The 15,826-nt window shown below is 42.7% G+C and carries 12 protein-coding genes; 1 reads left to right on the top strand and 11 read right to left on the bottom strand.

The window, feature by feature from the left end; all coding sequences use genetic code 11:
• Positions 1 to 2: 2 nt before the first annotated feature.
• The 3 genes from AAEY88_RS03685 to AAEY88_RS03675 all read right to left on the bottom strand — a co-directional run bounded on the left by AAEY88_RS03685 (position 3) and on the right by AAEY88_RS03675 (position 3,654).
• Positions 3 to 836: an HAD hydrolase family protein gene (locus AAEY88_RS03685; protein WP_350559214.1), complete on the bottom strand. Its 834-nt coding sequence runs from the start codon at positions 834 to 836 to the stop codon at positions 3 to 5.
• Positions 837 to 878: 42 nt separating this feature from the next.
• Positions 879 to 2,213, bottom strand: coding sequence for a phosphoribosyltransferase domain-containing protein (locus AAEY88_RS03680; RefSeq protein WP_350559211.1), 1,335 nt, complete (start codon positions 2,211 to 2,213; stop codon positions 879 to 881).
• 289 nt (positions 2,214 to 2,502) lie between these two features.
• A complete protein-coding gene (locus tag AAEY88_RS03675) occupies positions 2,503 to 3,654 on the bottom strand; it encodes an ATP-grasp domain-containing protein (protein WP_350560448.1) in 1,152 nt (383 codons plus the stop codon).
• 369 nt (positions 3,655 to 4,023) lie between these two features.
• On the opposite strand from AAEY88_RS03675, the gene AAEY88_RS03670 reads away from it, so the two are divergent.
• Positions 4,024 to 5,331: a TerD family protein gene (locus AAEY88_RS03670; protein WP_350559208.1), complete on the top strand. Its 1,308-nt coding sequence runs from the start codon at positions 4,024 to 4,026 to the stop codon at positions 5,329 to 5,331.
• 414 nt (positions 5,332 to 5,745) lie between these two features.
• Here AAEY88_RS03670 and AAEY88_RS03665 read toward each other — a convergent pair whose 3' ends face one another.
• From AAEY88_RS03665 to AAEY88_RS03630, 8 genes are all read right to left on the bottom strand, one after another.
• On the bottom strand, positions 5,746 to 6,354 hold the full coding sequence (locus tag AAEY88_RS03665) for a TerD family protein (protein ID WP_350559205.1): 609 nt from the start codon (positions 6,352 to 6,354) through the stop codon (positions 5,746 to 5,748).
• A gap of 91 nt (positions 6,355 to 6,445) precedes the next feature.
• The gene (locus AAEY88_RS03660; protein ID WP_350559202.1) at positions 6,446 to 7,198 is read right to left on the bottom strand and encodes a TIGR00266 family protein; all 753 of its coding nucleotides are present in this window, start codon (positions 7,196 to 7,198) and stop codon (positions 6,446 to 6,448) included.
• A 226-nt stretch (positions 7,199 to 7,424) separates the two neighbouring features.
• Positions 7,425 to 8,000: a TerD family protein gene (locus tag AAEY88_RS03655; RefSeq protein WP_350559199.1), complete on the bottom strand. Its 576-nt coding sequence runs from the start codon at positions 7,998 to 8,000 to the stop codon at positions 7,425 to 7,427.
• 307 nt (positions 8,001 to 8,307) lie between these two features.
• A complete protein-coding gene (locus tag AAEY88_RS03650; protein ID WP_350559196.1) occupies positions 8,308 to 9,375 on the bottom strand; it encodes a DUF475 domain-containing protein in 1,068 nt (355 codons plus the stop codon).
• A gap of 204 nt (positions 9,376 to 9,579) precedes the next feature.
• Positions 9,580 to 10,155: a TerD family protein gene (locus tag AAEY88_RS03645; protein ID WP_350559193.1), complete on the bottom strand. Its 576-nt coding sequence runs from the start codon at positions 10,153 to 10,155 to the stop codon at positions 9,580 to 9,582.
• 202 nt (positions 10,156 to 10,357) lie between these two features.
• Complete coding sequence (gene rlmKL / locus AAEY88_RS03640; RefSeq protein ID WP_350559190.1) at positions 10,358 to 12,658, bottom strand: bifunctional 23S rRNA (guanine(2069)-N(7))-methyltransferase RlmK/23S rRNA (guanine(2445)-N(2))-methyltransferase RlmL; 2,301 nt, start codon at positions 12,656 to 12,658, stop codon at positions 10,358 to 10,360.
• Between the two features lie 280 nt (positions 12,659 to 12,938).
• Positions 12,939 to 14,138, bottom strand: a complete 1,200-nt coding sequence (locus AAEY88_RS03635; protein ID WP_350559187.1) for a mechanosensitive ion channel family protein — start codon at positions 14,136 to 14,138, stop codon at positions 12,939 to 12,941.
• Positions 14,139 to 14,198: 60 nt separating this feature from the next.
• Positions 14,199 to 15,677, bottom strand: a complete 1,479-nt coding sequence (locus tag AAEY88_RS03630) for a dihydrolipoyl dehydrogenase (RefSeq protein WP_350559184.1) — start codon at positions 15,675 to 15,677, stop codon at positions 14,199 to 14,201.
• Between the last annotated feature and the right edge of the window lie 149 nt (positions 15,678 to 15,826).

Here is a 15,826-nt window from a genome sequence, read left to right as displayed (position 1 = left end):
GTCTATAGTTGAGAATGGAGTTGGGAGTGGAGCTGACCGTGATTGGGCATACCGTACCAGTCTAATAAATGCAGAAACGGCAAATCTGCCAAACTGTCACCAAAGCCAAAACTAGGGCGCTGATGATCCAAACATTTCTCTAACAAAAACTGAACGGCGTGTTGTTTGTGAATAGCGTGTGGCAGTATCGCTAGATTGTTAGCATTGACATGGACATAAAAATTTTGCGAAAAGTTTAGCATTAATGTCGGTAGCTGCTGAGCTAATTCGGCTAAGGCTTGATGGTCTTTTTGCGCATGTTTGATGGCAAGATAAATGGTTAATTTCTCATCATCAAATCTGTCATTAAAATGATCACTATGAGGCGTAAAGATCAAATCACTATGGCCATTTTTATTACTTTCACTCTGTTTGGTAATCAACTCGGTGAGCTGATTTAGCGGATCTTGTAACGGGCTAAGTTGCTCGTAGATATGCTGCTGCCAATCGCTAAGCAGTTGACCATCAGGCGTTAAAATTATTGCCCCGTGAGTAAGCACTTGCCAGCTATCAAAGGGCAATTTGACCCGCTGTATCTCGTGACGATCACGTGCAGTAACCGCTATCAATTCAGTACTGGCAAGCAGCCAATTAAAAAACGTTGATTGGCGCTGAGTCATAAAGCTTAACGGCTGGTTATTTTTATTGACCGTGGCACATACTAACTTATCCTGTTCAGACGTGGGTAAATCCCATGCATCAATCTTACGCTTTGTCTGAAATAGGGTATCGTCTAAATCCATTAGCGTGTAAGGCTTAATAAGGTCGTTGTTGGGCTGGAAGAATGGGGTAGTCATAAAGCTATCCGTAAGCAATGAGTTTTAATTTTGTAGAATAATTTAAAGAGCAGGACTTACCACCAACACATTATCCAAATCTTTCCACAGGGTATCAACACTAGCAACAGGTGTTTCGACACACAACACAATCAAATCCCAGTCCTCGGGAGTGACGTTATAAACAAAATTAGTCATGCCTAGGCCGTAATTGTCGGTAAAGCTCAGCATCGTGGTAATCGCACTACCTGTGGCTATGGGCGAGCGAGTGAGGGCGCTAAACTTAATCATTGATGTTGCTTCAGACATTTGTTTTTGCGCTTGCATGGTTACTTCGCTCTCTAACCATTCGGCTAATAAAAATGGCAACCACACAAATTCATTACTGCCTAATACCAATACCTTTTTGGGCAAATCGTGACTATTAAACACTGTTTGTTTATTAAAGCATGCGAATTTCTGTTGAAACTGGGCTAGATAATCAGCAAAGCCATTAGCGCTATTAGAGGTCGGGAAGCGGCCCCAATTACCTGTATCACTTAGCGGCTGACTGCCAGCAGCGGTGGTATCAACCGACGGCATGACAATCGATTCCGGATTCGGTGCGTCTGTCCATTGCCACGCACCAGACAACAGATGATGACGATGAAAGTCGATATCTGGTAAACGCTCAGCTAGAGTGTCGTCCATACCCACTTGGCCTAACGACCAATCAACCAAGGTGGTCAAATGTACCTGTTCTAACTGGGTCAAGCCAGCATGGCGTAGTGCGCTGACTACGTTCATGCAAGTGTTACCGGTTGAGGCCTCATCATCGACCATAATTAGGGTTTTGCTGGCGAGCAACTGCTCTTGGGTGGTTTGATTCGGACTTTGGTACATTAAATGCTGGCTGGCATGACTATGGTCTTCATTAAAAGTAGTTAATAAAGTGTCAGTATTATTGTCATCGTGCTGCGCGTGACGGGTAGAGTTAAGCAGTAAGGCATTTGAATAGCGTGTTTGTAGTGCTTGATGGACGCCAGCAGACAGCCCAACTGCCGTCTCTGCCATACCAATGACTAAAATAGGCTCAGGTAAGCCATCAGGTAGTAAATTGGCTAAATCAGTAAAGCTATGGCGCATAACCGTTGGTGCAACTGGAATATGCCGACCTAGAACTTTTGAGACAAACAAAAATGCTCGCTTTGGATTAATACGCTGAGCAAAACCAAGTAAGTCTTCTAATTGATACGGCTGATTGTTGGTCTCTGATTTTTTATCATCGCATTTGGTTGCCTCATCAAGGCGTTTAGTAGCCGTGTTGATCTGATAGTTCAGCTCAAGCGTACCTCGAGGTAGAGTAATAGTGCGCTTATAAAATTTGTTAGGTGTATCGTCATTTTTAATTTTAGTCATCGCTTCGTTCTATCCCATATTTTTTGCAAAGATAACATCAGCCGCCGTCTATATTTTGGTATTTTGGCGAAAGCTGTTACTGGTTATTTAGTTATTTGATTGCCTAATCGGCCAGTATTGCTACCGCCGTTTTGCTTTTTGGCTTAAGGCTTATATAGCGGGTAGGTAAATATCTAGACCGATCTAAATACGTTGCTTAAGCCAACAAAGTACTATAGTTATACTTTCATCTAGCGCACACGTTTGACTCTATCTCATATGCTTATAGATAGTTGCTTTAATAATTATTCTAATGAGCGCTCTCTTCTCCAATCTTCACACTGGTCATAATTGAGCGCACTTGACACGGGATAATTTGCTCAGCGATATCATTTAGGTTTGGTTTGTCGATTAAGCCCAGCCAATAAGCAAACCCTACTTGAGTCAAGTCCACACCGCTATGAGTCGTGTAACCGATGCCACCTGCAGGACGACTATTGATCTCAAGCACACGGTGCTGACCGTTATCATCGGCTTTGGTCTGTACGCTGATGATACCATCACAGCCAAATGCTTTAATTAACGGCTTGACCACGTCCATGACTGTTTTATCGTAGCCGATATGTTGTATTTTTCCAGTTTTATAACGGGTTATTGCCGCCAACACCTCACCATATTCACAAACCACATCAATAGAATATTCTTGTCCTGACAGATACGGCATTAGCAACATCGGAATCGGTTGTTCTTGAATCATTTTGCTGCTGGTATAAGCATTAATAAACTGCTCGGTACTTATCTTTTTATCTTCAGTGAAATACAAATGCTCAAAACTATCCCAATGCGAGCGTTCGCTGTCATCCATACCAGTATCCAAGCGCCAAAAACCTTGCGCAAAAATACCGATAACTGGCTTTACGCACAGCGGTTGGTGGTCATGCTCAGCAAGTAAAGCGTTAAGCTCGTCGATGTTGTCAAAACGCCAACATTCCGCGACCGGAATAGCGTGCGCGTGACACTGCTGCATAAAGGCAAACTTGTCATTAATAGATTCCAATGCTGAGACACTGGTCGCGCCTGTCAGTAGTCGAATACCTGCCGCGCTAAATTGATCGCGTTGAGCTTCATAGTCAGTGCCGTTACGACCAGTAAGTAGCACTTTGACGTTATTTTTCTTAGCGTGATCTAGTACAAACTGCCAGCGCGGTATAGCAATTTCAGATGCAGCTTGAAAATCACGATGATCTATCTTGCCCGTGGGTTCATAATAAACCTTATCGGCAAATTCGAAAATTTCAGGGCGATCTTGACGATGGGACGCTATAACAGTAAAGGGTATATCCGTTGTCATCTTCAATGTTTGCAAACTTGCAAGCATATCACGCTGGCTTGACTGACCCTCTGCCACCCAAACGGCCGCTTTATCAATTTGGTGGTCATTGTCTTTAATACGGTTATTCATATTCCTCTCAGCGCTATCGGTAGCTTTATTTACAGTTTGATAATTTAATCCAGCCCGCACAAAATGATGCTCAAAATACAGCCACGCTGCTATTTTGGCCATGATATTTAATATCTATTTTATATCGTTACCATTATATACAAATGTCACTAAATATATATGCTTGTGACCAAATAGCGCTGAGCGTTATTTGGTGTTTCTTTTGGAAAAGTACGTATTAAGAACCCAGGGATATCCATGCTACTATACAGCGATAGCTAAAATAATTACCCCTAGAAATATGGATAGTTATAGCTTACAGAATTTACGTTAACTGACTATTATTGAACCGTTTACATCATCCCTTATAAACAATCTAAAGGACATACTATGAGTCAAACCTTGATTGCTGGTGCCAATGCGCCACTGCCTAATGATAATATTAGCATCCGTATTCTAAGCCAGAATTCTATCGACTGCGTTGCTTATCGACTGATGACAACGGGTCGTGTCCGTGGTGATGGCGATATGATCTTTTATGGGCAAACGCGTAGTGATGATGGTAGCGTAAGCTTTCGTGGTCATGATAGCGATGGTTTCTTTGATATTAATTTGCCTGCACAACCAGCTGACATTGATAAGATTGCTTTGGCATTTTCTAGCGCCCAGACATTGGCGCAAATTGGTGATGTCGATATCCAAGTATTACAAGGCAGCCAAGTGGTGCTCACTTGTCAGCTCAATGCAACTGGACGTTCTGAAAAAGCCATTATCCTAGCAGAGTGCTATCGCCGACAGGGCAGCTGGAAGTTTCGTTTTATCGCTCAAGGCTTTAACGGTGGTCTTAAGCCTTTGTCTGAACATTTTGGGGTTGAGATTGCCGATGATATTCCAGCTCAAGCGCCGCCGTCAGCCAACCGTTCTTCAACTAATAATCCAGCAGCTAACAATTCGTCAGCGTCTATTAATACTCAAAGACCTATTAATACCCAAAAAAACAGCAGTCCGCCGCCGATTCCTGTCAATAACGCGTCTGCAAATAATAGCGCCGCTACAAAACCGTCTATCAATCTAAGCAAAATTACCTTAACCAAGAACCAGTCTAGTATTAATTTAACCAAGCGCGATGACTTTGGTAAAATATCTGTCAATCTCAACTGGAACCAGCGCCCAAATACCGACAAGCAAGCGCCAAAAAAAGGTCTATTAGCAGATTTGTTTAAACAAAATAGCGCTGGCGGAATTGACCTCGACATTGGGGCTATGATTCATCTTAAAAACGGTGAAAAAACGCTAATTCAAGCGTTGGGTAATCGTTTCGGTAGTTTGCAATCAGCACCTTACGTTTGCTTGCGTGCTGATGATAGAACCGGACAAACCTCTGGCGGCGAGTGGCTCGATATTAACGGTCAGCAGTGGTCACAAATTGAGGAAGTATTTATCTTTGCCTTTATTTATGAAGGCGCACCCAATTGGGCGCAAACCGATGGAGTGGTGACTATTCATGCGCCTGAGCAGCCGCCTATTGAGACTCGTTTGACAGAAGGTGCCGGTAATTTGCCGATGTGTGCGATTGCGCGATTGGTCAACCAACAAGGCAGCATAAACGTTGAGCGCATTAACCAATACTTCAAGGGTCACAAGGAGATGGATCAAGCCTTTAATTGGGGCTTTAGCTGGAAAAAGGGCAGGAAGTAGATTGTTTCGGTATAGTCGATCCAATTTAAAAACGAGACAGTGCTGCTGGTATGAATTTTTTGCAGCCTCTGTCACGCATGCGAACAGCAAGCAAGAAAAAATTATACCAGTAGCACGCTGATATGAATGTGTCTCTTTTATTTTGAACTGACTGTATCTTTATATTGAAACAATAGTAGAGCGTCTGGAGCCATAACGATTTATTAAAAATAAAAGAGCGACTCTGAGAGTTTGCGAACAACAGAGCCGAGTTTACTTAATAAATTGTACTTAGAATATAGTTATGCAAAACTAGATAACGCTAAAACCAAAAAAATCAGCCCGTCTATTAACAACTAAGTAATAGACGGGCTGATTGCTTTTAGTGTGTTCACACGACTATATAATGAATCAAATGTAAAACACTTGATTTAATTAAGCATGCGGTGTGATAGCGGGCATCAGGTCATGGAAAGTACGACCGGAAGCAGTCTCACCAATCGCGTGCATTTTCCACTCATCATTATGACGATAAACTTTTGCCATAATCATTGCCGTATGAGTGCCTTGTGACGATAAGTTATAGCGCGCCACCTCGACGTTATTATTGGCATTAACGATACGACAAAATGCATTCTCTACGGTTTCAAACGTCTGACCGGTAAAGCTATTAACCGTGAATACCAGTGAGACCACACTAGCAGGTACTTTTGAGAGATCAACATTGATCACTTCATCGTCGCCTTCACCGTCACCGGTACGGTTATCACCAGTATGGACAACACTGCCATCTTTTGACTTCAGCTGACTGAACCAAATAGCATCGACTGGCTGCTTGTTGCTATCGAACATAATGCATGACGCATCCAAGTCAATAGAATCGCCACCGCTACCGCCACCAAATAACTTACCTAAAAAGCCGCCTTTTTTATCTTGTGGGCCTTGTGCAACATCCCAACCTAAACCAAGTTTGACTTGGGTAAGCGTACCACCGGCTTCTTTGCTTAAGGATATTTTCTGTCCCTTTTGTAGACTGACTGCCATATGATAATCCTTATGAATTTGATAAATAATGTTTATTGAATAAAAATTGATATTTATAGAATGTTATGTTGATACCATCACAGAATGTGGTCTATAAAATATTTCCTAAAAAGCCATTGCTACCGCCGCGGCCTCCTGAGCTGGAGCCTAAGATACTTTGTAGCCAGCCCTGATAGCTTTCACGATTGCGCGAACATATAATCACTTTACCAGTACCAGAAAAGTTCAAGACCATGCCTTCGCCACTAGTAACGGAATTGATAATATTACCCATGAAGCCTTTTTTCTTACTGGTGGCGACTGACAGTTTATAGTCTAAGCGCGAGTCCCAGCAGACCACATGACCATTATCAATAATGACATCTTTACCTGGGGTCACATCAATCTCAAATAGTGAGCCAAAGCCTGATACCACTACTTGACCGTTACCTTGGGTCTGCATCACCATAAACCCGCCGGTATCACCAAATACGGCACCACCTAAATTACGCTGAATACTGGCCTTGATATCGACCCCAGTTTGCGCGGCAACAAAAGCACCATCGCTTAGGGTATATTGCTGCGTGCCGACATCTATAATTTGCATATCGCCATCGAGTGTTGGTGCCAGCAGACAATCGCCTTCGCCATTAACCGCTTCAATCTGTTGTTGAAACAGGGATTCATCGTTGGCAAAGCGGCGCATTAACGATTGTACAAGCCCACCCTGTAGTTTACCTTTAAGCTCAAGATTGGACTCTAACATCACCATCGCATTGGCTTCACAATATATCGAATCGCCTTTTTTAAGGTTGCAATGTAAAAATGGTTCAATTGTGCCTATCAAGCTAAATGTAGCGGCCATGGGATACAAATCCTTATTTTCATTCTTTTAAATGTTTAATACAGGCTTTCTTATAGATTTTTTAATTAAGTTAGCTTTTCTCTAAGCTCTAAATAAGATTTTTTGATAGTTAATTAATTTTAAAGCCATCAAATGTGATTAAAAAGTCACACTTGACAGCTTATAATGCACAACCAGTTGTCTGATTGACACCTTTATGTTTTAGATACTGGGGTTAAGTTTTAACCTAAACATTAACACCATAAGAACCTGCTAATGGACCTAAACCACCACTGAAGCCTTGACCCACGGCACGGAATTTCCAGTCACTGTTATGACGATATAACTCACCAAAAATCATAGCGGTTTCAGTACTACCATCTTCTGATAGGTCATAACGAGCAATTTCAGCGGCGCCAGTGTCATTAACGACACGGATATAAGCGTCGCCAACTTGACCAAAGTTTTGGTTGCGGCCTTGGCCTTCATAGATAATAGCACAGAGCGCTATTTTACTAACGTCAGCTGGAATGTTAGCTAGATTCACTTTGATCGCTTCATCATCGCCATCGCCTTCGCCGGTACGGTTATCACCGGTGTGCTCGACCGCGCCATTGTCTGACTTTAAGTTATTAAAGAAGATAAAGTCTTGGTCGTTACGGACTTTGCCTGATTCATCAACCAAAAAACCAATGGCGTCTAAGTCAAAATCTTGACCGTCAGTCGCGCGTGGATCCCAACCAAGACCAACCGTAATATTGGTTAGGCCTGGTGCTTCTTTTGATAAGTTTACGTTGCCGCCTTTCGTTAAGCTAATAGCCATGTAATTGTCCTTCATAGTAATGATTGAGAGGGTTGATTTTTTAATAGAAACAATGCTAAATCCAAAACGTATACGCGATCTTATAATGTCGCGACTAATGTTATACGCTATGAATAACGCTACGTTTTACTATACTAAGCGTTTACTGACTAAGCAAGGCGAATTTTGTGCGCATGTTTATCAGTTAGTAAGCAGATTGTTCTGTTGAGAAAGGAAGTCAAAAGTTGCCTAAAAAAACAGGTTATATCAAGACGTTTGATATAACCTGTAATAAGCACAAGCTTATTTTAACGTCTAACACTCAACGCTAAATGATTTGCTTAGCTTCTTGCTTACGGTGTTTCAGTGAAGCGAGCAAAGCCCAACCAATAAAGGCGATACCCACAAGACCAGTAATCAGCTCAGGCACATGGAATTTCATTGACAATAACATGATAACTGCCAGCGCACCGATAGCATAATGCGCGCCGTGTTCAAGATAAATGAACTCATCAAGCGTGCCTTTGTCCACCAAAAAGATAGTCATAGAACGAACGAACATCGCACCAATGGCGAGACCTAGCATAATAACGATGACGTCATTAGTAATCGCAAATGCGCCAATCACCCCATCAAAGCTGAACGAAGCATCTAGGACTTCCAAATATAAGAAGCCGATGATACCACCTTTCATAATAGCACTACCTGCTGCGGCTCCAGAGTTGCTGGCTTCGTTCTCCAACTCTTCTTCAAGGTCACCCTCAAGCATACCTGATATTACTTGTACGCCTAAATAGATTAAGATACCCCAAACGCCTGCTACTAGTACCGCCGCAGACTGTTCAGCGCTGACCCATGTTAGAGAAATCATCAAAACAGCCAACGCAACAAACACGCTCATGGCATTGACTTTTCCAAGCTTGGCTAAGCGGCTTTCTAGCCAGTCAAACCAATGTACGTCTTTGTCGTCAAATACAAAGTTTAAGAATACCAATAATAAGAACATGCCACCAAAGGCAGAAATCTCAGCATGGTGCGCCAATAGCTTTAGCGAGTATTCTTTTGGATCGTTTAACGCCAAGTTAATCACTTCCATCATGCCCAAGTCGGCGGTAACCGCGACGATGACGATAGGGAATACCAAACGCATACCAAATACCGCAATCAAAATACCGACGGTTAAGAAAATCTTCTTCCAAAATTCGTCCCAGTGTTTGAGCACTGAGGCATTGACCACCGCGTTATCAAACGATAACGAGATTTCCATGACGGCCAAAATAGCGGTAATCGACAGGGTGGATATCATCCCGCCCATACCGCCATGTGAATATCCCCACCACGCGGCTACCATCAATGCGATAGCCGTGAAGATGAAGTCTAAATAAAAATGTCTCATGACATATCCTGTCTGGTTGCGTAAAGCTAAGGCCGACCTACTATAGACATAGACCATAAAAAAGCGGCTATTGCTAACCACTTTTTAGGCATAAATTTAAATGAAACATAAAGCATTATTAGTCGTTTGGCTAGAGCAAACTGTGACTATTTTGCAACTATATACGCTTTACTTTTTAGACGCGCCATAAATATAAGTAGCAATTTAGATGTCGACGCCATATTGCTGACACATGGCTTGCAAGCCGCCTGCATAGCCTTGACCAACCGCGCGGAATTTCCACTCGGCGTTATGACGATAAACTTCACCAAATACCATCGCAGTCTCAACAGAATAGTCTTCTGCCAAATCAAAACGTACCACTTCAGTACCGGTTTCTTCGTTAACAACGCGTATAAAAGCGTTAGCGACTTGACCAAAGTTTTGGCTGCGGGCAGTAGCATCATGAATAGTGACAGTCACAACAATTTTATCGACATCAGCAGGGACTTGGGTTAAGTTTACTTTGACAACTTCGTCATCACCGTCGCCTTCGCCAGTACGGTTATCGCCAGTGTGCTCAACCGCGCCGTTGTCGGATTTAAGCTGGTTATAAAAGATAAAGTCATGGTCACCGCGTACTTTACCAGCGGTGCTGAGCAAAAATATGCTGGCATCAAGATCGAACTCGGCACCTGACGTTGCGCGCTCATCCCAGCCAAGGCCAATAAGAAGTTTGGTTAGGTTAGGATCTGTTTTAGTTAGCGATAAATTACCGCCTTTATTAAGGGATAAAGCCATGAGATTGTCCTTTTTATTAGAATAAAATAAACCGTGATAGTAAAACGATTGCTAAGTAACGCTCTATCATAACAACAAAAAATGACCCAATCAAAGCTGATCAGGTCATTATGCTTTTTGATACAAATCTAAACCGTATGCTGAGCAAGTAATCTTTGATTCCATTCACTTGTGAGGAACAGAGTCCCTGTTGGTGCTACTTCTAATATGGAGCGGCTTGATTATGACGAATCTCATAACTGTGATGAATCGGTTTCTTAACATTAAAATCAAAACCAATCGTTTGTGCGGTAATATCAATAATGTCATAGCGCTCAGTCAGCTGTTCGTCCAGCTCAAAACGGGTAAAGTTATTAGAAAAATACAACACCCCATCAGCTGTTAAGCGGTTCATAGCGCGATTGATTAAGGCAGAATGGTCACGCTGAACGTCAAAGGTACCTTGGAACTTTTTAGAGTTGGAAAAAGTTGGTGGATCAATAAAAATAATATCGTATTGCTCGGTATTGTCTTTAATCCACTCAAAGATATCGGCGGCAACAAATTCATACTTACTGCGGCTGACATCAAGACCATTGAGCACGAAGTTTTGTTTGCCCCAGTCTAGATAATTCTGTGATAAATCCACGCTGGTCACTTTCTTAGCGCCAGCCAATGCTGCATGCACACTAGCCGTACAAGTATAGGCGAATAAGTTCAATACCGCTTTGCCACGACTGTTGGCCTTAATGCGCGCGCGCATATTACGGTGATCGATAAATAGGCCGGTATCAAGGTAGTCGGTAAAGTTGACATAAAAATAAGCGCCATCTTCACGAGCGACATAAAACTTACCACGCTTCTCAGTGTTGCCTTGCTTGCTATATTGCTCGTTACCGGACTGGCGTGCGCGGGTTTTGATAAAGATTTGTTCACGGTTAATACCGAAGACTTCGCGGATGCCCATTAGCGCTAGATTGAAGCGTTTTTTGGCAGTCTCGACAGGGATAGTTTTGGGCGGCGCATATTCTTGCACGTGCACATAATCACCGTACAAATCGATGGCCACTTTAAAGTCAGGCAAATCAGCATCATAAACACGCAGATTACTGACTTGTTCTTTACTGGCTTGTTTTCTGAGGCGCGATAGGTTTTTTTGCAAACGATTGATAAAGTCTTGTCCTTCCTCAGACTCAATCTCGCGTTTCTCAAAACGGCTCATTAAGTGTCCCACTTGCCCAGCAATCAATTTACCATAGCGGAAGTAGACAGTAATCGCGCCATTATGACAACGCAAGGTTTTTGGGTCTTTAATCGGCAAGATATCAACTTGTTCGACATTGGCGGCAAGGATACCCAGCATCGGATCAATACCGCTACCAGCAAAGCTGTCTTGTAGAATAAGCCCTATCGCCTGATACAGCGGTTTGATCATATCTTCATCACCCAAACGCTCACCATAAGGTGGGTTGGTGATAATCAGTGGATTACTTAATCTGCCATCGTTGACCATAGGACGCAAGGTGTTACTGAGCTGGTCGAGTGCTCGGGTTTCAATGTCTATTAGCGGTAATAAGTCGTGCAGACCGGCGGCAATCAAGTTCTTTTCGGTCGCGAGAATAGCGCCACTATCGGCATCAAACCCTAAAATCAGTGGCAGCGTATCCGGTTGCTCGCAGGCGATAGCTAAAGCATTTTGATGCCGCGTTTGTGCCTCATCAATCATCGTCAGCCATAACGTCTCATCATGATGCTGCCATTGATAGAAGCCAAACTGATTGGCTGCTTTATCGATACCAACCGCATAATCGCAATGCATTAGTAACGCTTCGATGATAAACGTCCCTGAACCACACATTGGATCGACTAGAGCATTATAAAAAGGCGCATCACCTGCCTCATTTTTTTGATGCCAGCCGGCACTATAAAGCAATGCAGCAGCTAAGTTTTCTTTTAGTGGCGCGTCGGTCATTGCTACACGGTAGCCACGGCGATGTAAGCTGGTACCCGATAAATCTAAATACAGCTCAGCTTGCTTGTCATTGACCGTGGCAAAAATAGCAAAATCTGGGTTTTTACTGTCTACGTTAGGGCGGCTGTCGTAAACTTCATTAAAGGTATCGGCAATCGCATCTTTAATGCGTAGCATAGCAAATTGTTGGCTGACCGCTACGCGCTTATCGACAGATAAGCGAATTGCAAAGGTTTGCTCTAAATTAAACTGCTCAGTCCAATTGACTGACTTCGCCAAGCCATATAACTGCTCTGCTACATCGTATTCGGCATTGATATTTTTACGTTTAATTAACATCAATACTCGTGAAGCCACCCGCGACCATAAACAAATCGTATATAAATCACGCAACGACCCGGTGACGGTAAGACGGCCCGTGCTCTTAATGTCACTGGCAATACCGAAGCTGGTAAGCTCAGTCTGAAGTGGTGCTTCAAGCCCATCGGCACAGGTGATGATTAGCTCAAGCGACAATGCTAGTGAAGATGCGGGCGTGTTTTGTTCGGTCATACAGATACCTGTGGGCTATTATGTGAAGTGTGATGTAAACTGAGTGGGCTAAATTGATAGACAATGGCGCGAATAAAATTAGGTATTGAAAACCGGTGATTTTACCATAATTCAAGGAGGTATGGTTTAAAGCCCTAACGTTTAAAACACGCTACTTGATTTAGGCTAAATAAAATAAGTGAATAGTAAAAGGATGATTGATGATGAGATGGGCGGATAAAAATCGTGCGTATATAAAGACGTCACTAGTTGAAGTCAAGACAATTCATAATTTATGCCGTTATTTATCGTCTTTACTTAATGCTTTGTCTAATAAACTGTCTTTTGATACCAACTGCGTCGTAGTCGCAAACGGTTTGGTGGCAATAGGATAGTCGATATCTTTTGGCATTAACAGACGCATATGCGGATAAGGGGTAGATATATTAGCGGCATCAAAGGCACGTTTGATATTTTCTTGTAAACCTTCTTTAATTTTAGGCATCCGCGCGACAGACGCGGGCTTGACCCAAAAGCGTACGATAAAGAAGATACCATATTCACCCACTTCCGCTACCGTTGCTGAGGTTTCAGGACGGTTTAATACCACGTCGCTATCGGTGAGAACTTTCAGTATCACCTCGCGTGCGGTATCAATATCATCTTCAAAGGCAATACGCATACGTATATCGAAGCGGATAAAGTTTTTGGATGTCAGATTAGTTACCTCGGTGGAAGCAACATTAGAGTTAGGAAAAATCACCGTAATATTATCACGAGTTAAGATATGGGTGGTACGCAGTGAGATAAGCACCACGCGACCTTCTTTATCATTAATATTAACCCAGTCGCCAACCTCAAAGGACTGCTCAATTAAAATAGTAATACCAGCGATGAAGTTAGCCAGCGTTGACTGAGCTGCGAAACCTACTGCCAAGCCAGCAATACCCAAACCGGCCACTAAGGAGACAATATCAAAGCCAAACTGCGCCATGACACTGGCAAGTCCAAATACCAAAACCAGTACCGAGAAAATATTTTTGAGTAGCTGCTCAATGGAAGCATTGAGACCATAATGCTGGAGAATCTTATGGATGATATGTCCAGATGACGCCCACAGCACATAATAAATGCCAGCCCAAATGCTGGCTTTAGCAGTGGCTTTAACGGTACTTGGCTCAAAATTAAACTGACTCATTATCGCAATTAAGCTGGCGACAACCCACATATAACGCAGGATTGAACGTACAATTTTCGCCCGGCGTTCATTCAGGCGAAAACGTGCTTTATTATGGTTTATAATATAAGTTGCCAGCCAATAAAAAAACCCTAACACCGCAAGCAGTATAAGGATTTTAATACTCGTGCTGACCCATTCTACTGCTCGAGATGTCCAATCACGCGAGTCTTCTTCTAATGAACCCCCAATCGCAAGATAAAGACTGGTATGTAAATCACGAATAATCTCTTGAAAAAAATCAGTAATACCAGCAATTGCCATTATCTCATCCAGGGGAGTTTTAGTATTTATAGTGCTTTAAAAGTGTAGCTGAGTGTGCGACTAAAAGCCATCTTGCTGGGTGTCATAAGATTGGTAAGGAATAGCCATCTTATCCTGTACATCACGCAGCGCGGTACGCAGACCTTCTAATATAGTCGGATGATAAAACGGCGTATCAAGCAAGGCTTTGATGCATATGTCATTGGTAATGGCGACTGCTAAAATATGGGCAATATATTCTGCATCAGGTCCTACCATGCTAGCCCCTAGTATTTTATCCGTTTTTTTACAGCCATAGATATGCAGTAGGCCACAATTGACGCCCATAACGCGGCTACGCCCTTGGTTATCAAAGCTAACGGAACCGATCACATACTCCAGCCCTGACTTTTGAACTTCGGGTAGTGACATACCGACATTCGCAATTTGGGGCTCACAAAACACAATAGACAATGGGATAGAAGGCGGACGTATATTAGCATCGGTATTATTAGGATAAACTGAACTACCGGCACTGAAACCTTCATCACTGGCAACATGAAGTAGGGGAATATGAGCATTGGCATCGCCAACAATATAAACCTCAAGATCGCCAATTTGACCAGTGTTAATATTTAGATCTTTAGGACGATTTTTATCATCCAGCTCAACGCCCAGATTTTCAATTCCCAGCGGTTCGATATTATTACGGCGTCCAGTAGCTACCAGCACATACTCACCTTGCCATTGCCCCTCTTTGCCATTTTTGTCTTTATATTTAACAAAGGCTGCTAAGTTTTTGTCTTTATCAATTTGAGTGCCAACATCCTTAATTTCACTATTTAAGTGCATGGTTAAGTCATTACCTAAGCAATCAATCGCTTTTTTATTAATATCTTCATCCTGTAAACCACCGACACGATTAGCACGGTTGAATAAAGTGACTGACACACCTAAACGGGTAAAGGCTTGTGCTAACTCTAAACCTACCGAACCTGCGCCGATAACTGCCATTGATATGGGTAAGTCTGATAATTCAAAGACATTATCGGAGGTCAGTAGCGCATTACCGAGCTTATTGGTCCAGCCATCCGGAATAAACGGTGAGCTACCAGTAGCAACAATAATTTTATCGGCTTTAATCAGCTCATCATTAACTTCAATCAGACCGTCTTTGTTGATATGGGCGCGACCGGATATTTTTTTATCCGCAGGCCAGCCTTCAACTTGCTTTTTGACACTATTAGCAAAATGGTTACGCTCAGCTTGTACCCGTGCCATCACTTGTTTGCCGTCTATTTTTACATCAGCGTGGATACCAAACTGGTCAGAATATTTAGCTTCATGAGCACGATTCGCCGCCGCAATCAGTAGTTTACTGGGCATACAGCCAACAGTCGCACAAACAGTCGTCCAAAATCCGTCGTTAATGATAACAATGTTTTTGGTGGTTTTACTGGCTTGGCGAAAGGCGTTTTGTCCTGCAGTACCTGCCCCAATTACGGCAACAGCGACTCTACGGGTGATCTTATCAGAGGTGCTATCAGATGGTTCAGTCATATTATTCTCAACTATTAGGTTATTGTTGTTTGATAGTTTAATAGGCAGTTATTCTAATAATAGATCACCGATAGTAAAGTGTCGCTGCAAAGTGTGCAGCAGGATAAGCGTAGTAAGCTGTTGCAAAAATGTGTAACTCTAGCCGTGCT

It is taken from the genome of Psychrobacter sp. CAL346-MNA-CIBAN-0220, assembly GCF_040309805.1.
In the GTDB taxonomy this organism is placed as follows: domain Bacteria; phylum Pseudomonadota; class Gammaproteobacteria; order Pseudomonadales; family Moraxellaceae; genus Psychrobacter.
Note: the sequence above shows the minus strand (reverse complement) of the source record. Positions and strands in the feature narration are given on the sequence as shown.